The organism is Polaribacter marinivivus (assembly GCF_042651285.1).
In the GTDB taxonomy this organism is placed as follows: domain Bacteria; phylum Bacteroidota; class Bacteroidia; order Flavobacteriales; family Flavobacteriaceae; genus Polaribacter; species Polaribacter marinivivus.
Window position 1 is genome coordinate 1,092,002 of the sequence record NZ_JBHSCY010000001.1, and the last position, 20,412, is coordinate 1,112,413.

The 20,412-nt window shown below is 28.1% G+C and carries 17 protein-coding genes; 5 read left to right on the forward strand and 12 right to left on the reverse strand.

Going from position 1 to position 20,412, the window contains the following annotated elements; all coding sequences use genetic code 11:
• Positions 1–3 precede the first annotated feature (3 nt).
• From ruvA to ACFOWD_RS05145, 7 genes are all read right to left on the reverse strand, one after another.
• A complete protein-coding gene (ruvA, locus tag ACFOWD_RS05115; protein ID WP_298991498.1) occupies positions 4–585 on the reverse strand; it encodes a Holliday junction branch migration protein RuvA in 582 nt (193 codons plus the stop codon).
• 31 nt (positions 586–616) lie between these two features.
• On the reverse strand, positions 617–2,893 hold the full coding sequence (locus tag ACFOWD_RS05120; RefSeq protein WP_377408660.1) for an NADP-dependent malic enzyme: 2,277 nt from the start codon (positions 2,891–2,893) through the stop codon (positions 617–619).
• Between the two features lie 89 nt (positions 2,894–2,982).
• Positions 2,983–4,713 carry an alpha-amylase family glycosyl hydrolase gene (locus ACFOWD_RS05125; RefSeq protein WP_377408662.1) on the reverse strand — a complete coding sequence of 577 codons (1,731 nt, stop codon included), beginning with the start codon at positions 4,711–4,713 and terminating at the stop codon, positions 2,983–2,985.
• 24 nt (positions 4,714–4,737) lie between these two features.
• Positions 4,738–5,667 carry a carbohydrate kinase family protein gene (locus ACFOWD_RS05130; RefSeq protein WP_298991504.1) on the reverse strand — a complete coding sequence of 310 codons (930 nt, stop codon included), beginning with the start codon at positions 5,665–5,667 and terminating at the stop codon, positions 4,738–4,740.
• A 15-nt stretch (positions 5,668–5,682) separates the two neighbouring features.
• Positions 5,683–6,981, reverse strand: coding sequence for an MFS transporter (locus ACFOWD_RS05135; RefSeq protein WP_377408665.1), 1,299 nt, complete (start codon positions 6,979–6,981; stop codon positions 5,683–5,685).
• The gene (locus tag ACFOWD_RS05140) at positions 6,971–7,336 is read right to left on the reverse strand and encodes a glutaredoxin family protein (protein WP_377408667.1); all 366 of its coding nucleotides are present in this window, start codon (positions 7,334–7,336) and stop codon (positions 6,971–6,973) included. The genes ACFOWD_RS05135 and ACFOWD_RS05140 overlap by 11 nt, the downstream gene beginning before the upstream one ends.
• Before the next feature lie 162 nt (positions 7,337–7,498).
• Positions 7,499–10,123 (reverse strand): TonB-dependent receptor, encoded by a 2,625-nt coding sequence (locus tag ACFOWD_RS05145; RefSeq protein WP_377408669.1) that lies wholly within the window; start codon positions 10,121–10,123, stop codon positions 7,499–7,501.
• Between the two features lie 185 nt (positions 10,124–10,308).
• Between ACFOWD_RS05145 and ACFOWD_RS05150 the strand changes: the two genes are divergently transcribed.
• Positions 10,309–11,331, forward strand: coding sequence for a LacI family DNA-binding transcriptional regulator (locus ACFOWD_RS05150; RefSeq protein ID WP_377408671.1), 1,023 nt, complete (start codon positions 10,309–10,311; stop codon positions 11,329–11,331).
• On the opposite strand, the gene queG is transcribed toward ACFOWD_RS05150, so the two are convergent.
• From queG to ACFOWD_RS05170, 4 genes are read right to left on the reverse strand one after another with little or no spacing between them, the layout of a single operon-like run.
• Complete coding sequence (gene queG, locus ACFOWD_RS05155) at positions 11,328–12,251, reverse strand: tRNA epoxyqueuosine(34) reductase QueG (RefSeq protein ID WP_377408673.1); 924 nt, start codon at positions 12,249–12,251, stop codon at positions 11,328–11,330. The genes ACFOWD_RS05150 and queG overlap by 4 nt on opposite strands.
• A gap of 30 nt (positions 12,252–12,281) precedes the next feature.
• Positions 12,282–14,966 (reverse strand): carboxypeptidase-like regulatory domain-containing protein, encoded by a 2,685-nt coding sequence (locus ACFOWD_RS05160; RefSeq protein ID WP_377408675.1) that lies wholly within the window; start codon positions 14,964–14,966, stop codon positions 12,282–12,284.
• On the reverse strand, positions 14,950–15,732 hold the full coding sequence (locus ACFOWD_RS05165) for a GLPGLI family protein (protein WP_377408677.1): 783 nt from the start codon (positions 15,730–15,732) through the stop codon (positions 14,950–14,952). The genes ACFOWD_RS05160 and ACFOWD_RS05165 overlap by 17 nt, the downstream gene beginning before the upstream one ends.
• Positions 15,733–15,792: 60 nt before the next feature.
• Positions 15,793–16,092: a hypothetical protein gene (locus tag ACFOWD_RS05170; protein WP_377408679.1), complete on the reverse strand. Its 300-nt coding sequence runs from the start codon at positions 16,090–16,092 to the stop codon at positions 15,793–15,795.
• 493 nt (positions 16,093–16,585) lie between these two features.
• Here ACFOWD_RS05170 and ACFOWD_RS05175 point away from each other — a divergent pair, with 493 nt between their 5' ends.
• From ACFOWD_RS05175 to ACFOWD_RS05185, 3 genes are all read left to right on the forward strand, one after another.
• Positions 16,586–16,837, forward strand: a complete 252-nt coding sequence (locus ACFOWD_RS05175; RefSeq protein WP_377408681.1) for a helix-turn-helix domain-containing protein — start codon at positions 16,586–16,588, stop codon at positions 16,835–16,837.
• Positions 16,838–16,902: 65 nt separating this feature from the next.
• Positions 16,903–19,374 (forward strand): DUF5686 and carboxypeptidase regulatory-like domain-containing protein, encoded by a 2,472-nt coding sequence (locus ACFOWD_RS05180; RefSeq protein WP_377408683.1) that lies wholly within the window; start codon positions 16,903–16,905, stop codon positions 19,372–19,374.
• 7 nt (positions 19,375–19,381) lie between these two features.
• Positions 19,382–19,624, forward strand: coding sequence for a MoaD/ThiS family protein (locus ACFOWD_RS05185; RefSeq protein WP_298991519.1), 243 nt, complete (start codon positions 19,382–19,384; stop codon positions 19,622–19,624).
• On the opposite strand, the gene ACFOWD_RS05190 is transcribed toward ACFOWD_RS05185, so the two are convergent.
• Positions 19,625–19,897 carry a DUF3817 domain-containing protein gene (locus tag ACFOWD_RS05190; protein ID WP_298991521.1) on the reverse strand — a complete coding sequence of 91 codons (273 nt, stop codon included), beginning with the start codon at positions 19,895–19,897 and terminating at the stop codon, positions 19,625–19,627.
• A gap of 63 nt (positions 19,898–19,960) precedes the next feature.
• On the opposite strand from ACFOWD_RS05190, the gene ACFOWD_RS05195 reads away from it, so the two are divergent.
• Positions 19,961–20,383, forward strand: coding sequence for a molybdenum cofactor biosynthesis protein MoaE (locus ACFOWD_RS05195; protein WP_377408686.1), 423 nt, complete (start codon positions 19,961–19,963; stop codon positions 20,381–20,383).
• Positions 20,384–20,412 lie beyond the last annotated feature (29 nt).

A 20,412-nucleotide genomic window follows, 5' to 3' on the forward strand; every position in this document is an offset into this window, starting at 1 on the left:
GGATTATAAGTTTTTTAGAGCTGATTTTATAATATTTTCTACAGAAGCATCTGGCTGTTCTTTTAAAATAGTGTTTACAATTTTCTCAGATTGTTTTCTATGATAGCCTAAAACTTCTAAAGCAGATAACGCTTCATCTTTATTAGTATTGCTTGTGTTTAAAGAAACTTCATCAATATCAAAAGTTTTTAAAATTTTATCTTTTAAATCAACAATAACTCTTTGTGCTGTTTTAGCTCCAATACCTTTTACAGATTGTATTACTCTTACATTTTCAGAAGCTATCGCATTCTGAATTTCCTCTGAAGTCATAGAAGAACACATAGTTCTAGCAATACTTGGCCCAACACCAGAAACTGAAATTAAAAGTTTAAAAACCTCTCTTTCTGTTTTGTTGATAAAACCAAAAAGTGTGTGTGCATCTTCTCTAATAGATAAATGCGTGTATAAAACTACATTTTCATCATTTGGTAAAGCAGAGAATGTATTTAAAGATATATGTAATAAATATCCAACTCCATTGCAGTCTACTACTACTTCAGTCGGATTTTTTTCCACAAGTCTCCCCCTAATTTGTGTAATCATGTTTCCTCTTTATGGGCTCTAATGTAACAATTTATTTATTCTTTTCTCTTTGTTGTGCATCTACTGCTGCTAAAGCTGCCATATTTACCATTTCATCTACACTTGCTCCTAATTGTAAAACGTGAACTGCTTTGCTTAAACCTAGTATTACAGGTCCAATAGATTCTGCTTTATCTACTTGTTTTAATAGTTTGTAGGTAATGTTTGCAGATTCTAAATTAGGAAAAATTAAAACGTTAACTTTTTTTCCATTTAATTTAGAAAAAGGAAATTCTTTAGCTAACATTTCTGGATTTAATGCAAAATCTGCCTGAATTTCTCCATCTACATTTGCATTCGGAAAATGACGATGAATGTAAGATACAGCTTCTCTAATTTTTTTTGAAGTTTCTGTATTAGAAGACCCAAAGTTAGAGAAAGATAACATTGCTATATTTGGTTTCATACCAAACATTCTAACTAAGTTAGAGGTCATTTGAGAAATTTTAACCAAATCTTTTGCAGACGGATTTATATTTATGGTAGTATCTGCTAAAAATAATGGGCCTTGTTTGGTTAGCATTAAGTTACATGCTGCAACTTTAGAAATGCCTTTATCTTTTTCTATTAACTCTAATATTGGCCTAACAACAGTTGGGTAAGGTCTAGAATAACCAGTAATTAAGGCATCTGCTTCATTCTCATTTACCATCATTGCAGCAAAGTAATTACGCTCTCGCATTAATTTTTTTGCTTCAGATAAAGTTCTTCCTTTACGTTGTCTGGTTTTCCAATAAGCAGCACCAAAACGTTCTCTACGTTCTTTTTCTTCGTCCGTTTTTGGATCAAAAATAGGTACATCACCTGTAAATCCTATTTCTTCTTTTAATGCTAAAATAACATCTTTTCTACCTAATAAAATTGGATGACCTAATCTCTCTTCATGAACTCTTTGAGCAGCTTTTAAAACATCTAAATGATCTGCTTCTGCAAAAACAATTCGCTTTCTATTACTCTTTGCTCTGTTGTGTATTAATCGTATTTCTTTACTTCCAGATCCAGAACGTTCCATTAATTCTTCTCTGTAATTATCCCAATCTTGAATGGGTTCTAAAGCAACTCCAGAATCCATAGCTGCTTTTGCTATGGCTGGTGGAATTTCATAGATTAATCTTGGATCAAAGGGTTTAGGTATAATATATTCTTTACCAAATGTTAAGCTAACTTCATCATAAACAATATTAACTTGTTCTGGTACAGATTTTTTAGCCAAGTCTGCTAGAGCATGCACTGCAGCTAATTTCATTTCTTCATTAATTTTAGTAGCCCTAACATCTAAAGCACCTCTAAATATAAAAGGAAAACCTAAAACATTGTTAACCTGGTTTGGATGATCAGACCTACCAGTTGCCATAATAATATCATCTCTTGTGGCAATTGCTAAGTCGTATTCTATTTCTGGAACAGGGTTGGCCATTGCAAAAACAATAGGATCTTTTGCCATAGATAATAACATTTCTGGAGAAACCACATTACCCATAGAAAGACCAATAAAAACATCTGCATTATGCATGGCTTCTTCAAGCGTATTTAAGTCTTTATCTGTAGCAAATTCAGCTTTTTGTGATGTTAAGTTTTCTCTATCTTTTCTAATGACACCCTTACTATCACACATTACAATGTTTTCTCTTTTTGCACCTAATTCTAAATATAATCTAGTACAAGAAATAGCTGCAGCACCTGCACCATTTACAACAAAATTAAGTTTGGTAATATCTTTACCTGTAATTTCGATCGCATTTTTTAGTGCAGCTGCAGAAATAATTGCAGTTCCATGTTGGTCATCATGCATTACAGGAATATCTAATTCCTCTTTTAATCGTCTTTCTATTTCAAAAGCTTCAGGAGCTTTAATATCTTCTAAATTTATACCACCAAAAGTAGGGGCAATTGCTTTTACAGTTTCTATAAATTTGTCTACATCTGTAGCATCTACTTCAATATCAAAAACATCTATATCAGCAAAAATTTTAAATAACAAACCTTTACCTTCCATCACTGGTTTAGAAGCTTCAGGGCCAATATCTCCTAGTCCTAAAACAGCAGTTCCGTTAGAAATTACTGCAACTAAGTTACCTTTAGAAGTATATTTATAAACGTTGTTTTTGTCTTTTTCGATTTCTAAACAAGGTTCTGCAACACCTGGTGAATAAGCTAGTGCTAAATCGTGTTGTGTGGCATATTTTTTTGTAGGAACGACTGCTATTTTTCCTGGCTTTGGTTTTGCATGATACAGTAAAGCTTCGTGTCTTTTCCTAGAATTGCTCATAAATTAGTTATTTGCTGTTTTAACATACAAATATATAGTTTTCAGATAAAGAGCAAGAGAAATGTACTAATATTAATAGTTTAATTTTTTTAAAACTTAATTTTTTTAATTGTGTCTTTTTCTGAATAATTTATTGAGAATTCTAATGTTTCAATATTTGCTGTGAGATGGGCAAAATCATTTTTGTTGTTCCAAATTATATCAAGATGATTTTCTTTAGATTTATTAATTGTAATTTTACCTAAGAAGGCTTTAGAAGTATTTCTGATACGAATTAACTTTAATTGATTTAATACTATTTTTTTCTTTAAACCAATTTCTATATCATCTTTAGATAAGTTTGTTCTATTTATTTCTTTATGAGATCCTGTACCTCCTTTGTTAGCTGCTGTATAATTATTTTTGCCAGCAAATAAATCTAAATACCAAATTTGAGGAATACCAGGCATAAATAATTGAATAGCTCTTGCTAAAAGTAATTTTTGTTCATCTTCACCTAAAGCACTAAAAAAAGTAGCATTTACTTGATAATATGAAATTTTATTTCCTTCAGCATCAAATAAGTTTTTAACTCTACCTCCTCTATTTATTATAGTATTCATTATGTCTTCAATTTCAGAATCTTCCAGTAAGCCTTTATTGTAAATTCCATCAATAATTTTTCCTTTCAAATCTAAAACAGGTATACCATCATGACATCCTAACATATTTACTGTCTGATAATTCTTTGTGATTATTTCATTAATCCATTTTATTATAGCTTTATTATTTTTTTTCTCTATGGTATGTATCATTAATCCAGGCAAGAAAAAATCATATATTCTATAACCTTCTTTAGCAACTTCATCATGTAAATGAAGTCCATATTCTGCATGTATTTCTGGTAGTAGAGTTAAGTTGTTTTTAAGCGCAATTTTTTTAATTTTATTTAAATATATCCAAGTACCAGGTTTATTAAAAAAATTAGATTTTCCGATTTCTTTATGTAAATATGCAAAAGCATCTAATCTTAAAATAGAGCATCCATAATCACTTAACTTTTTTAATGTTTCTTCATAAAAATCCCAAACCAGCTTAGATTTTGCGTTAACATCCATTTGACCTAAGAATGATTTTTTAGCATTAACGATTTTTAGTAACTCAGGTTTAAGATTATTATCATAATCTAAATTTAAGATTTCTTCTTTATTTTCTAAATTATTTAATTTAAAACAGATTTCTTCTTTTTCAGTTACTGATAGATTTTTAATTGACTTTAAATCTTCTATAGTAATTTTATCATAATTTATTTCTTGATAAAAAGTATTCCAGTAAGGTTTTTCAGAGCCATCAGGAAATGGTACTTTTAAAATAGGTAAACCCGATTTTCTCATAAATAATTTATCTAGAAATTCTTTTTTTGGAATTATAATTCCATCTTTATTAACCTCACCATTATTTTCCCAAAAGGTGTTCCAGTTGATAAAAAAATCTTTGTATTTTGATTTTTCTCCATTTTTTAAAATGTCTTTAAATTGTGGAGAAGCGACTGAAAGATGATTTAAGACGATATCAAATTTTAAAGCAATATTTAATTTATTTAGTGTTTTTAAATCTTCCTCAGAAACGAGTTTTTTATTGATGTTGTAATCAATTATAGAAAATCCTCTATCTAAATCGCTGTTAAAAAAAGTAGGTAAAATGTAAAATAAAGAAAATACATCTTTAAACTCTTTTTTTTGCAACATTTCTATTGCATCACTTAGCTTAATACCAATACTATCTGGATAAGCATTTAGCATAACTCCATTAGAAAGAGCTGTTTTTTTTTCTTTTGACATAAATCAAGTAATTATTTTTGTTGATTATAGAAGTTTAGAAAGTATATCTATGTTATCTGGTAACCTACCCACATTTTGAAGTTTTAATGCAGCTAAATTTAATGCTATATTTAAACATTCTTTTATGGGTTTATTTTGAATGTAAGCAAATAAAAAGCCAGACCAGAACGCATCTCCAGCACCAGTTGTATCCATTACTTTATCAATTTTGATAGCAGGTAATTGAATTAGTTCTTTTCCTTTTTGAGATAATTTTACACCTTTACTTCCTAGAGTTAAACAAACAATATCTACGCCTAAATTGTGGAAATAATCAAAAATTTCTTGATGAGGTAATTCTTTTTCAAAAAGGCGCAACATATCATCTTCACTAATTTTTATTAATGGATTATATATACAATATTCTTTAATTACTGATAGCGCTTCTTCTTTTGATTCCCATAATTCTTTGGCATAATTAATGTCAATACTTAATATGCAATCAAGATTAAAAGCTTCTTTAGCTTTTTTTAATATTGTTGTTTGCGCAGGTTTTTTACTTAAGGCAAAACAGGTTGTATGAAAAATTTTAGTTTTTAATAAAATATCTTTTGGGATTTGATCTTCAGTTATTTTATAATCAGCACTTCTGTAAGGTATAAAGTCTGGTGTTCCATTAGATCTTGAAACAAAAATAACACTTGTAGAATCTTTGCTTGTTCTTTTAGTATAATTTGTATTTATACCAATTTCATTAAGCCTATTTATTGCATATTCACCAAAACCATCAATTCCCAAAGTAGATACTAACAATGATGTTAGTCCAAGTCTTTTACAGTTCATGGCTACATTAGCAGGTGAACCACCAAGATATCTATGATAATCTCTAGTTTCATTAATTAATACATCATTTTGATGACCTATAAAATCAATTAAAATTTCACCAACACATAAAATGTCTATATTTTTTTTCAAATCAGATTTTTAAATTTAATTCGTTTCTTTATTGTTTTTAATAAAAAGTGTAAAAAATGCACTAATAATTAATAATATACCAGCAAAAGAAATTGCATTTCTTGGATCATTATTTAAAAAAGTTTTTAAAATATACCCAAATGATAAGGTTTGTATAATCATTGGTATTACAATCATCATATTAATAATACCCATATAGACTCCATATCTTTCTTTCGGAATATCTGAAACTACCATTAAATAAGGTATACCCATCATACTTGCCCACCCAATTCCAAAACCAGATATTGCAAAAAATAATAAGTTTTTATTTTCTATATGAGGGAATGCTAAAAAACCAATTGCTGCAATTAATAAACAAAATGCATGTACTTTTTTAGGACTATATTTTTTTGCAAATCCTACAAGTAAAAAAGCTACTAAAAAAGTAACCACATTGTACCAGCCATTTACTAGCCCTGTCCAACTTACAGCTTCACTATAAGCAACTGTATCATCTGGTGTTGCTTTCCAAACAGAAAGTGCAACACTTTTTGATGAGTTTTGCCAATAACAAAATAAAGCATACCATTGAAAAAGATAAACTAGAGCTAATTGCCACATAACTTTTGGCATATCTTTAATGGCTGAAAATATTTCTAGTAAAGGCTCTAAAACATTTCTTTTTTCTTTTAGTTTTTTTAATTCTTCTTTTGTTGGAGGTATTTCTTTTATTTTACTGATACTCCAAAGTATAGTTGCTATTGAACAAAATGCTCCTAAAAAGAAAGAGGCATATACCCAAGTAGGTAAAGATCCTGTTGAGCCTAGAAATATTAGAGGAAATATAAATAAAGATAAATTAGCTAAAACTTGACCAAAACCAGTGAAAAAGCTTTGCATTTGAAACCCTAAGGGTTGTTGTTGTTCATCTAAATTGTCTGCTATAAGAGCTCTATAAGGTTCCATTGCAGTATTGTTACCCACATCTAAAATCCATAATAAACCTGCTGCCATCCAAAGAGAGCTACTATAAGGAAATGCTAATAGTGTTAAACTACATAAAAGCGCCCCAATTAAGAAAAATGGTTTACGTCTCCCAAATCTAGGACTCCAGGTTTTATCACTTAAAGCTCCAATAATAGGTTGAACTAGCAAACCTGTTACTGGACCAGCAAGATGTAAGATTGGAATTTGATCTGGGCTAGCACCTAAAAAATCATAAATTGGAGTTACTGCACTTTGTTGTAAACCAAAACTGTATTGAATTCCAAAGAATCCTACATTCATATTTAAGATTTGCCAAAAGCTTAATTTTGGTTTTTTAATTTGCATCTTTTACTAATTTTTTTTCTACTATTTTTAGAAATACTTTAAGGTTGCCTTTGTTTAAAAAAATTTCTCCTTTATTGTCTATAACAGGTAAAGTTAATGTATGTATAGAAATATTAGCTTTTTGTAGTTTAACTAACATTTCTTGTTCTTTCTTTTTGTTTATATCTATATCGTAATAAGTGAATTTAATTTTTTTTTCATTTAAAAAAGCTTTTGTGTCTATACAGCTATGACAACTATCACTACCATACACAATAATTTTACCTTTTTTTGCACTTATATCTTCTTGATACACTTCTTTTTCATTATTTTGACATGTTACTAACAAAAGAAAAATAATTACTAGATACTTCATTTTAAGTTTAAGTTTAGAATATATTAATTGTAATTTATTTACGTATAAAAAAGTTATGTTAGTATTTTAGTTTATACAGATTATTTTTAAGTTTTATTAAAAAGAGCCAATATATATTATTGGCTCTTTTTTTAATTCAAATTAATAATAATCAACTTTTTATTAAAAGCTATATTGCAATGTCATTGTTGTTGAACGACCAGAAATTGTTCTTGCTGCAGCTAAACCTCCAGCGATATTTCCATTTCCTTCTACTTCTGTAACACCTATAGTATCAAATAAATTGTTAGCATTAACACTTAAAGATAAGCCTTTAGTTAAGCTAACTTTTGCAACTGCATTTATATAAGCATAACCAGGCATTACTAGATCGTTATCATCTTGTGCAAATGATTTAGATGTTCCTAGAATTGTAATTCCTAAAAGGTGTTGTCTGCTAGCTCCAAAAGAATATGTTGGTGCTAAATTGTATACAAAATCTGCTTGTCTTCTTGGTTTGTTCCCTTTATTTACACCTCCATCAATTTCTGCTTTTGTATAAGTCACAGAACCATTTAAAGAAAATGCTCCAAAATTATACGCAGATTCTACTTCTAAACCTAAAGCTTTAAAAGGGTTACCTACAGTTCTGTTTAATTCGTTACTGATGCCTTCATCTGTATTACTTAAAAAACCTGTAACATTTAAAACACCATTATCTAATCTCTTTTTTAAACCAACCTCAAATTGTGAAATTTCATCAAATTGCACATCTCCTAATCCATCTGCACCATAATTATTTCTATCTGCAGCTCTTCCTGAGGCACCTTTACTATATCTTCCAAAAACAGCAGCTCCGTCATTAATTTTATAATTTAAACCTGCAGAGAAAGAAACAAAATTATAATCATCACTTATCGCCTGTCCTGGGTTACCAGCTATTGTTGGGATTGTTGATTCAAAAGGGCTAATAACACCATCACTGTTGTAATCAAAACCAATTAAGTCTCCATTTGCATCTACATTACTTAACTGACCAGAGTTAATAGTTCCGTTAACATTTACGTTTTCAAAACGAACACTACCATCGAAGTTTAGTTTTTCAGATATTTTTGCATCAACACCAACATAAGGAGAATTTACATTATGTACTGTGTTGTATTTTCTTTGACAACAATTACCCCATACAGGCTGGCCAAATGAATAAGCACCTCCTTGAGAAAAACCTTCAAAAACACCTAATCTAGCTGTTCCACCTCCTGCAACTTCAGAAATAGCAGAGCTCCATTGCCATCCTATTTTAGTATTTTGAGTTGCTGAGAACATACCTAAAGTAACTCCAATATTATCATTAATTGATTTTGTAACTTTTACATCGCTAAAAAAGTTGCTTAAATCTTCGATAGTCACATCAAAATATCTAATATCTTGTGCTAATCCATTTGCTGGATTAAAAGGTGAGCCATCTTGAAAAGTTAAAGCACCTGTTGCACCAGAAGCACCTCTTACTAGAGCTTCTATATCTGCTACTGTACCTACATTTGCTGTAAATGGAGCATTCCATTGACCTGAATTATTTGAGTATCTTGCTTTTCCATTTACTTTCCAGTCATCACCTAAATCAAAAGAGAATTCTGCACCAACAGAAGCACTTACAGGGTTGTTACCACTTCTCATGTCGTTTTGTGTAGGATTTCCGTCATAAACACTGTATGTATTTTGAATATTTACAGAATGTGGAGAATCTGAAGTAATATCAAAGCCTGGAAGATTTCCAAAAGTAGGATTAGAGTTTGTACCTGTAAGACTTACTGGCATTGGCATATACATTACAGATCTATCATTTAAATATTTAAAATATGTACGTATATAACCGTTTTTAAATTCTTTTGTAAGGTTAGCTTTTAATTGTCCACCTTTATTACCTTGATAACCTATATTTCTTGGACCTTCACCTACGCGCATAAAACCACCAATATGATAATATAAACCTTCTGCAATTGGAGTACCATATTCAAAGTCTAATCTACTCGTTTGAAAATCTAAACCATAAGTTGCACCAATAGTACCTCCTTCTGTTCTACCTGTCCTACTAATCATATTGATGATACCTGCAGGACCATTAGATGTTTGTGTTGAAGCAGAGCCTCCTCTGATGGCTTCTACTCTTCCAATATTATAGTCAATACGTAAGAAGTTATCTGCATTACCAAAAGATGTGTCTCCAAATAGCATAATAGGTAGTCCATCTTCTTGCAATTGTAAATATCTAGAACCACCTGATGAAACAGGTACACCACGTACGTTAAAGTTTGCATTACCTTCACCACCTGAAGATTCTGCACGAATACCAGGAATACTTCTAAAAAGTTCTCCAGCTGATCTTGGTGATGCTTGTTCTATTTGTTTAATACCTACAGTAGAAACAGAAATACTAGATTCTATTTTAGACTTTGGGTTTACCACACCAGTAACAACAATTTCATCTAAAGATTGTGCATTTTCTTTTAAAATTATATCTAATTTTAAATTACCATTAATATTAATTTCTTTTTTAAAATTATCATAACCTATATAAGATGCGATAATTGTGTAAGTTCCGTTTGCAACATTCTTAATTTCGTAATTTCCGTCAAAATCTGTATTGGCACCCTGTGAAGATTCTTTTAAAAGAATGTTTACTCCAGGAATCAAATTACCATCTTGATCTTTAACATTACCCGAAATTGTTGATTGTGCAAATGATGCAGCTGTAAATAGTGTAAGCACTATTAAAGCAACAATTTTAAAGTGTATTTGTTTTTTCATTATAAATGTGAATTTAATAAAAAGTTAATTGTTTTTTTGATAAATGTATAATCCTAAGAGAATAATTTTAGAAAAAAACAAATCGAAAACGTTTTCGAAAAACCGAAAACGTTTTCGATTTTGAAAATTTACTATATTTATGAGGTAAAAAAGTATATATTTACGTTAATAAAATTTAATCTACCTTGGTTACATTAAAACAAATTGCAGAAGAATTAGGTATTTCTGTAGCTACAGTTTCTAAAGCTTTAAAAGAGTATTCAGATGTCAGTAAAAGAACAAGAGTATTAGTTAGAGAAACAGCACATAGATTAAATTACAAACCAAATTCTTTTGCAGTTAATTTAAGAACTAAAGAATCTAAAACCATAGGTATAATTATACCTGAAATTGTTCACCACTTCTTTTCTAGTGTAATAAAGGGTATTGTTTCGCAAGCAGAGAAAAAAGGATATTTAGTAATTATGTTACAGTCTAATGAATCTTATGATTTAGAAAAAAAACAATTAGATTTATTAATAAGTAAGAGAGTAGATGGTATATTAATTTCTTTAGCAAACGCTACTGGAAATTTTGATCATATTAAAAATGTAATTTCACAAGATATACCACTAGTAATGTTTGATAAAATTGCTAAAGTTGTAAATTGTTCTAAAGTTATTATTGATGATAGAAAAGCTGCTTATATGGCTACACAATACCTAATAAATATAGGTTGTAAAAAAATTGCCCATTTCAGAGGACCACTTTTGCCTCAGAATTCTATAGATAGATTTTTAGGATACAAACAAGCTTTATTAGATAATAACATTACATATGATTCTTCTTTAGTGTATATTAATGAGTGCAGTGATAAAAGTTTTGAAGAAGGTAAAAAGAACGCCAAACAATTATTAAAGGATCATAAAGATGTTGATGGTATTTTTATTAATACAGATTTGGTTGCTATTGGTGCAATGACTCTATTTTTAGAAAAAGGTATTAAAATACCAGAGCAAATAAATATTGTTGGATTTAGTAATTGGTTTATGTCTTCTGTAATTTCTCCTTCTTTAACAACTGTAGATCAACCAGGTTTTAAAATGGGAAAAAAAGCTTTCAAAATTTTATATAAAGAAATGATGACTAAGAAAAAAAACAAAAACTTTGATTATAAACAAGTTGTTTTAGATACAGAATTAGTAATTAGAGACTCTACAAATAATTAGTTTTTTAAAAATCGAATATTTCTTTGCAGTCCTGCAAACTTTGTTCTTTTTACTGCAGATTTTTTAAAGACTTTTTTAAACGTTTCTTCTGTAATTTCTTCCCAATCTTTTTTACTAAAATTTATTAGCTCTTCTTTAGGATGAAATAAAGGCTCTTGATGAGGTTTTGAGAAACGATTCCAAGGACAAACATCTTGGCAGATATCGCAACCAAACATCCAATCATCCATTTTATCTTTAAATTGATTGGGGATGTTGTCTTTTAGTTCAATGGTTAGGTACGAAATGCACTTACTACCATCTATTGTGTTATTTGGTAAAATGGCTTCTGTTGGGCAAGCATCTATACATTTAGTGCAAGTGCCACAATGATTTGTGGTTGTTGGGTGATCATATTCTAATTCTAAATCAATAATTAACTCAGCAAGAAAGAAATAAGATCCTTTTTGTTTTTGAATCAATAGAGAGTGTTTACCAATAAAACCCAAACCAGCTTTTTCTGCCCAAGCACGTTCTAAAACTGGTGCAGAATCTACAAAACAACGACCAGAAACTTCTCCTATTTCATCATTTATGCTTTGTAATAATTCTCGAAGTTTTGTTTTAATGACATGATGATAATCTTCACCATAAGCATATTTAGATATTTTATAACTATCAGGGTTTTGTTCTTCTTTAGGGTAATAATTAAATGAAAGAGAAATCACTGATTTTGCATCATCTACCAATAAACGTGGATCTAAGCGTTTGTCAAAATGATTTTCTAGATATTGCATTTTGCCTTGAAAACCATTTTTTAGCCATTCTTCTAATCTTGGGGCTTCTTCTTCTAGAAACTCAGCTTTGGCTATACCACAATCTAAAAAACCCAAACGTTTGGCTTCTTTTTTAATAAATTGTGAGTGTTTTGATATAGACATTTGGCAAAAATAACTGATTTTTAAAATCAATTAAAATCTATAATCTAATTTAAGCAAAACAAATCTTGGTAATAAGCGATATTCAATAATAGAACTACCAACATCACTAATAGAGAAATTTTTAAATTGTTCTGTATTGGTTAAGTTTTTACCTACAATACCTAAAGTCATTTTATTTTTAAATAATTTATATCTTATATCTAAATCCAAGAAATAGTAAGTATTATTACTTTGTAAATTCCCAAAATAATAACGTTCAGATTTTAGTTCTATGTCGAATTTATCACTAAAAATAAAAGATAAATCTAAAAAGCTATTATTATCTGTAAACGAATTATTTATTGTAGTTCTAATTTCGGAAGTGATCCATTTTGTCCCAAAATGATAGTTAAAAATACCACTGAAGCCAGAACGTAATTCAAAACCATAATTGTAGTTAAATGAAGATACATTTCTTAAGTCAGAGTTGTTGATAATATTTTTGAATTGACTTTTAGAATACCCAAAATTGAATTTAAGGTTAGAGGATATATTTTTTAAATAATAATCAATAGTACTATTTAAACTAATAAATTCTCTGTCTTTTATTAAAATTTTTTCAGATTGTGTATAATTTTGATTGATGATAGAATTTGTAGAAAAGAAATCATGATTTTTACTGTAAATAAAAAAAGTATTTGCAAAAAAACGATCACTCCAATTTCCTAATTGATAATTTACGGAAATATTTGATGCTTCTAATTGGTTAAAGTTTCCAGTACCTTTTGAGAAACTTCTAAAACCAGTTAGCACAAAATTAGAATATACATCTACAATTTTTGCATTTGTTGTATTGTAAGAGTAAGAAGTCGTGAGTTTATTTTTATCATTAATTTCCCAATTAAAACCAAAGCTTGGATTTATAAAAAAAGGGTTTTGTGTACTATGATTTAGATTGGTTTCTAAACGATTGAATAGTTGATGAAAACCAAAATCACCAATTAATTTAAACTTATTTAAAGCCAATAAATACTTAGTTTTTAAGTACAAATTATTTACACTGTATGTTGTATTATTTTGATAGTTAATAGGGCTATTAACTCTATTGTTACCATTTAGTAAAGTAAATGTAGAAAATAACTTGTCTTGTCTAAACTCGTTTCCAACCTGTACTTCAAAGAGATTTTCATTCTCTTTTCTATCTAACAAATGTGCATTCAACCCAGCAAAAATCATTTGATTTTCACTTTGTTGTTTTACATTATCTACATTTGTTTGATTTGGAAATAAATTCTGATAAAAAAACTGATTTATGCTATAGTTTTGTGGTGCTTTTTCATCAATAAATCTTCCTGTTAATAACAATATTTTTTTGTTTATAAACTTGTTAGTATAGTTTATTTTTTGATCTATAAGTGTATTTTGATGTTCTAAACTCTCGATAGTTGAGTTGCCATTAAAAATTAAGTTGGTATTGTCGAAAAAATCACCATTATTATACTTTGTGGTTGCTTCTAGCATTTTAGTAGGTGAAATATTATAAATAATATCTAACTTTCCAAAGGCTATTTGTTTGGTGTTTCTTACTGTATAGTTTTCTGTATTGGTAAAGTTGGTATTGTTTGCAGTAAATGTTTCTGTACTATTTCTAAAAAAATCAGTTTCATCCCAATTGAAAAAACAAAGTGTTTTTATTTTTAATTTTTTGGTAGGATTAAAAATAGCATTTAACGATACCAATTCTGCATTATTAAAATTTGTTCTACTTTTTTTAAAATTGCCATTACTAAAACTCAAACTCAATAAATTGTTTATTTGTTGATTGTCACCAATACTTGCAGGTTCTCCAAAACGAAAAGGTCTTATTAAATTATTAATATCACCAGTAGCGTCTTCTCCTAAATTATTAAAATTCGAAAGCAAAATATATTTGTTTTTTTTTCCAAAATTCATTGCATAGGTTTTTAACTGATATCTATTTTCGGAAATTAAACCATAATTTGCAGAAAAATTACCAAACCATTTTCTTTTGGCATCTTCTTTTAAAACTAAATTTAAAGCAACTTTATTACTTTCTTCAATATCTTTTAAGAGACGATTATTAGAATATTTTTGAAGTATTTGTATTTTTTCTAATTGATTAGGAGGCATGTTTTTAGAGAGAATTTTGTAACCCTTTTCAAAAAAATCATCTCCATCTACCATAAGTTTTTCTATCTCTCTATTGCCAATTTTAATAGTGCCTTCACTATTTACTGTAACACCTGGTATTTTCTTTAGTAAATCTTCTACAGTAGCATCATTAGGTTTTAAAAACCGATTAACTTTAACTTCTATTGTATCTTTTTTAATTTTAATAGGTTTTTCTGCTTCAATAATTACTTCCTTTAATTGATAAGGTTTTTCTTTTAAAATAATATTTATAGATATTATTTCTTCATTAGAATTATAGGTTATTGGAATACTTTTGGTTTCATAGCCTAAAGCTGAAAAAAATAATATATAACTACTTTTTTTGTTAGTTGAAATTAAGTAATTACCGTTTTTATCAGTAAATGTATATTCTAAGATTGTGTTTAAGCTATCTTTTAAAACTACACTTGCATTGCTTAAAGAAAAATCTTTATTTTTCTTTACTAAACCTTTAATTTTTATTTGTGCAGTTATGTTAGTTTGAAATAATAGAAAATAAAAAAAAATAATGACTATTTTGTTTAAATTATAACTCCCACTCATATATTTTTTCTATTCCTAACCTTCCTTTACTTATTAATTTAGTTGAACTACCTCTTGAAGATCTGCTTGTTAATTTCTTAGTAATGTTTGACATTTTTTTGTCAAAACTTTCTATTAGACTTTTATATGAGACAATTTTTTGATGATAATTGTCTTTATTAAATACAATATTTTTTTTCAGTTTTTGATTAAAAACTATTTTTTTTGCAGCCCAAGTATATTTAGTACCATATGAATCTTCATTGTAAACCTCTAGTATTAATCCTGGTAGCCCTTTAAATTTAAAAGGCCCAAAAGGTATTGGAATATTTATAGCATAATAAGCAACTATTTTAGATCCTCTAAAATTCCCACTTGCTTTAGAACAAATAAACCCTCCTATTTTTTTTGTTTGATTATTAGAAATTTCCCATTTTATTTTAGGTAATTTATCTATAGCAATTATTTTCTTTCCATTTGGAAAAATACTAACAAAAAATAAACTATCCTTATTTAGAGAAGAATAGTATTCCATTTTATTAACCTTTAACCTTTTTTCTTGTATAATATAGTTGTCATTTTTTTTTGATAAAGAATTTAATTCATTATTAAAATCAATAAAATCAGTTGTATATAAAGAATTATCTTGGTTTACAAAAAGGAATTCTTTGCTTTTAATTAAACCTTTAGTAATATTATATTCTACATATAAATTTCCTTTTGTATTTTGGCAATTAATATAATTTACAAAAAGTAAGGTAGATATAATTAAAAATTTTATTTTCATAATATAAATATTTAAAAAAAGTAATTACTCAAGGTAAATTAAGTAATTACTTTTTAATTTTTAACTATTTAATTCAGTTGCTAAAACCATCCTATGAACCTCCATATGAATTCTAGCTGCAGTTTGACATTCAGATTCTGAACTTGCGTATGTACTATGAGTAAAAGTATGAAATTGCTGTTCTCCTGTAATACTATTAGTTGCTATCAAAGTGTAAGTAAAAGTACAAACTCCAAATTCTGAATCAGTATCTAAACTATAATCTAATTCAACTACTTTAACATAATTATTTTGTTTGGTTGTAAAACTCATCATGGTAATTGAAAGCATAATTACTAAACCTAAAATTATTTTCTTCATTTTTTCTTCATTTTTAAAATTATTATTAAAACATGCTTAAACTAAACTAGCATGTTATTTGTGAAGGTTTTAGTGAGTTAAGAAGTCATTAAAAACAAACAAAATACTTCTAGAAAAAATGTTACATTTGCAATACTTCCTCTGCTTGGGTTTATGGCTTACATAGGCTTTGGTTTTAAATGATACATTATTTCGCGATAGTTTTATTTAATTCCACAAGTGGAGGTTTTTTTAATATAATACTACATGGGGGTATAAACAGTAATAGCAATTTTACTTTTCCCAAAATTGGAAAAGAAAAGTCAATTTTGCAAGAAAACAACTTTCCGTTTTCGCCTAATGGAAAACCATGATATTTTTCTGTTTTTCTCCCTGAAAACTATTAGGCGAAAACGGAAAGTAAAACTCGCAAAAGATTTTTTTATATTTGCTATTGCTATTGCAATTGCTATTGCTATTTAATATTTCTATGAAAAAAACATTTCAATTTTTTTTGGAAAAAGACTACCAAAAAATATTACAATTACTTGCTAAAAAAAGAAAAGAAAAAGGGGTAACGCAATATGATATTTCTCAAAAGCTAGGGTTAACAGAAAGTGGGTATTTTAAAATAGAAAAAGGCACCACAAGACTAGATATAATGCGTTTTATTGTAATTTTAAACTTTTTAGATGTTTCTCCTAAAGACTTTTTTCAGGAATTAGAAGAAACATTAGCTTTAGATATTTATAAAAATAATCTTTAACAAAAAATAAAGAATAACGAGTAACAAATTGGGTTATGTTTGCGTCTATCTAATAAAACCAACCCATGCAAAAACTATTTTCTCTGTTTGTTTTGTTTTTCAGTATTGCTATTACAGCGCAAGTAAAAGGAAAAATTACAGATATAAAAAATGAGCCACTTTCTTTTGTTAGTATTTATCTTAATGGCACAGTTACAGGTACAACTTCTAATGATAATGGTAATTATGTTTTAGAGATAAATAAAATAGGAACCTACAGCATTGTGTTTCAATATTTAGGATATAAAACACTTAAAAAAGAAGTAAATATTAACAGTCTTCCTTTTGAATTAAATGTAGTTTTAGAAGAAGAAAAAGTAGAGTTGGCAGAATTTTCTATTTCTACAAAAGACAATCCAGCAAATAGAATCATAAGAAATGTAATTGCTAACAAAGAAAAAAACACCAATAAATTTGCGAACTATAAGGCTAAGTTTTATTCTAGAGGTTTGTACAGAATAAAAGACGCTCCAGAAAAATTTATGGGTCAAAATATGGGCGATTTTGGTGGAGGTCTAGATTCTACTAGAAGTGGTATTATTTACCTTTCTGAAACGGTTTCTGAAATAAAATTTCAAAAAAAGCCTAAAAAATTTAAAGAAAAGATTATTGCTTCTAAAGTTTCAGGACGAGATAATGGTATAAGCTTTAATAGGGCAGAAGACGCAAATATTAATTTTTATGAAAATAGCGTGGAGTTTGGTAATGATTTAATTTCTCCTATTTCTACAAATGCATTCTCCTATTATAACTTTAAATTAGTTGGAACTTTTTATGATAAAAACGGAAAATTAATCAATAAAATTAAAGCGACTCCAAAAAGAAAAAACGATCGTGTTTTTAATGGAGATATTTATATTGTAGAAGATGATTGGGCTTTGTATGGAGTTGATGTTTCTGTGACTGGTGCCCAAGTTAACATACCTTTAGTTGATGTTTTAAAATTAAAACAAAACTATAATTATGCTAATGAAAATGATGCATGGGTTTTAATAAGTCAGAGTATAGATTTTAAAGTAAATTTCTTTGGGTTTAAATTTAATGGCCGTTTTTCGTCTGCTTATTCTGAGTATGATTTTACTCCTGATTTTAAAGAAAAAACGTTTACAAACGAGGTGTTAACTTTTGAAGATAAAGCTACAGAAAAAGATAGTGTGTATTGGAATAATTTAAGACCTGTACCACTAACTCCAGAAGAAGTAAAAGATTATAAAATAAAAGACAGTATTAAAGTGGTTAGAGAATCTAAAACTTATTTAGACTCTGTAAATAAAATTCAAAATAAATTTAATCTTGTGGCTCCTTTAACAGGGTATACTTACAGAAACTCTTATGATAAATGGTCTTTAAGTTTTAAAGGTTTAATAGATGAGTTAAGTTTTAATACGGTTCAAGGTTTTAATGCATCTTTAGGATTTAGTTATTTTAAACAAGAAAATGATAAAGGTAAATGGTGGAGTATAGGAGCTGATGTTAATTATGGTTTATCTGATAAAAGAGCAAGACCAACTTTTTATTTTAGTAAAAAATGGGACAACATTTCTAGACCAAGAATGACGATTTCTGGTGGTGTTGCTATAAATCAATTTAATAATAGAGAGCCTATTTTAAAATTAAATAACACCATTAGTTCTTTATTATATAGGCAAAATTACATGAAGATTTATGAAAAAACCTTTGGTAGAATTGCATATTCAGAAGAAATAAGTAATGGGTTTTACTTTTCAACATCTTTAGAATATGCCAAAAGAACACCATTATTTAACACAACAAACTATTCTTTTGCTGCACAAAGTTCTAATAATCCTTTTACTTCTAACAATCCATTAGATAAAAATGATTATACAAATGCAGCATTTACTGAGCATAATATTGCAACTTTAAATATTGGAACACGTTTTGTTTTTGGACAAAAATACTTGTCTTATCCTAATAGAAAAGTAAATATTGGTAATAGTAAATACCCAAGTTTAAGTCTTAATTACATTAAAAGATTTGGTGCAAGTGACAGTAGTTTAAATTCTGATGTATTTATCGCAAATATTAGACAATATTTAGATGTTGGTAATTATGGGGACTTTATGTATAGTATTAGAGGTGGCGCTTTTTTAAAGAAAAAGAATATTGCTTTTATGGATAATCTTCAAGCCAATGGAAATCAATTATTATTTCCTATTGATAGAGAATTAAATAGCTTTAATTTGTTAGAATATTATAAATATTATACAAATGATAAGTATGCAGAGTTGCATACAGAGTATAATTTTAAAGGATTTATTTTAGGTAAAGTTCCGTTAATTAATAAATTAAATTTTCATTTAGTTACAGGAGCAAAAGTACTTTTTATGGCAGATAAAAATCCATACTCAGAATATTCAATTGGTTTAAGTAACTTGGGCTTTGGTAAATGGAGGTTCTTAAGATTTGAGTATGTTAGAGCAAATTATGGTGGTGTTACAGAAGATGGTTTTGTGTTTAGACTTAGTTTATTTGAATAATTAATCTATGAATATTAAGGTTTTATTTTTTGGAATTACAACAGATTTAACTGGTGAACAAGAAGTTGTTTTACAAGTAAATGAGGAACTTTCTATAAATGACTTTAAATCTATTTTAAAAGAAAAATATAGCAATTTAGAACATTTAGATACTTACGCTTTAGCTGTTAACGAAGCATATGTAAGTTATGATATTTTTCTAAAACCTAATGATGTTGTAGCAATTATTCCACCAGTTTCTGGAGGTTAATTATCTTAAATATTTTTTATCTACATAAAAAGTACCAAAAGGTATTATTGCACAAAGTAAGATTATTGTAAAAGATTTAGAATCCCATTTCATTTCTTTTCTTAATACAATTGCTAAGACAATATATAGCATAAAAAGAATTCCATGTGGCATTCCTAACATTTTTACATAAGCCTCATTACCTTGTAAGTATTTTATTGGAGTTGCAATAAAAAGTAATAATAAGTAAGAAACACCTTCTAAAAAGCTAATGATTCTAAATGCAGTTTTCATATTCTAAATCAAAAAAATAAATTGTGACAAAGATACGTGCTGAATTGTTATTTTTGCGTTAATATGATAAGAACTTCTATAAAAATATCATCCCAAAAATTAGATGTAAAAGAATGCTATTCTTTTGTAGAAGATGATACATGTGGTGGTATAACAGCATTTATTGGTACTGTTAGAAATGAAACAGAAGGGAAAGAGGTACTTCAGTTAGATTTCACTACTTATAAACCAATGGCAATTAAAGAAATGCAAAAAATTGCTGACAAAGCATTAGAGAAATTTGATATTAAAAAAATTGCCATTCATCATGCAGAGGGTATGTTACAAATAGGTGATATACCAGTAATTATTACTGTATCTGCAAAGCATAGAAAAGCAGCTTTTTTGGCATGTGAATTTGCTATAGATACTTTAAAAGAAACTGTACCAATTTGGAAAAAAGAATATTTTTCTGATGGTGAAGTTTGGGTAAATGCACATCCTTAGTTAGTAGACATTAGACAGTATTTATTTGT

Bases quoted from the DNA above. Each gene is read 5' to 3' on its own strand.
- ACFOWD_RS05125 (WP_377408662.1), bottom strand. From the start codon at position 4,713: ATGTCAAAAGAAAAAAAAACAGCTCTTTCTAATGGAGTTATGCTAAAT.
- ACFOWD_RS05160 (WP_377408675.1), bottom strand. From the start codon at position 14,966: ATGAGTGGGAGTTATAATTTAAACAAAATAGTCATTATTTTTTTTTAT.
- ACFOWD_RS05135 (WP_377408665.1), bottom strand. From the start codon at position 6,981: ATGCAAATTAAAAAACCAAAATTAAGCTTTTGGCAAATCTTAAATATG.
- ACFOWD_RS05185 (WP_298991519.1), top strand. From the start codon at position 19,382: ATGAATATTAAGGTTTTATTTTTTGGAATTACAACAGATTTAACTGGT.
- ACFOWD_RS05120 (WP_377408660.1), bottom strand. From the start codon at position 2,893: ATGAGCAATTCTAGGAAAAGACACGAAGCTTTACTGTATCATGCAAAA.
- ACFOWD_RS05190 (WP_298991521.1), bottom strand. From the start codon at position 19,897: ATGAAAACTGCATTTAGAATCATTAGCTTTTTAGAAGGTGTTTCTTAC.
- ACFOWD_RS05165 (WP_377408677.1), bottom strand. From the start codon at position 15,732: ATGAAAATAAAATTTTTAATTATATCTACCTTACTTTTTGTAAATTAT.
- ACFOWD_RS05145 (WP_377408669.1), bottom strand. From the start codon at position 10,123: ATGAAAAAACAAATACACTTTAAAATTGTTGCTTTAATAGTGCTTACA.
- ACFOWD_RS05140 (WP_377408667.1), bottom strand. From the start codon at position 7,336: ATGAAGTATCTAGTAATTATTTTTCTTTTGTTAGTAACATGTCAAAAT.
- ACFOWD_RS05170 (WP_377408679.1), bottom strand. From the start codon at position 16,092: ATGAAGAAAATAATTTTAGGTTTAGTAATTATGCTTTCAATTACCATG.
- ruvA (WP_298991498.1), bottom strand. From the start codon at position 585: ATGATTACACAAATTAGGGGGAGACTTGTGGAAAAAAATCCGACTGAA.
- ACFOWD_RS05180 (WP_377408683.1), top strand. From the start codon at position 16,903: ATGCAAAAACTATTTTCTCTGTTTGTTTTGTTTTTCAGTATTGCTATT.
- ACFOWD_RS05195 (WP_377408686.1), top strand. From the start codon at position 19,961: ATGATAAGAACTTCTATAAAAATATCATCCCAAAAATTAGATGTAAAA.
- queG (WP_377408673.1), bottom strand. From the start codon at position 12,251: ATGTCTATATCAAAACACTCACAATTTATTAAAAAAGAAGCCAAACGT.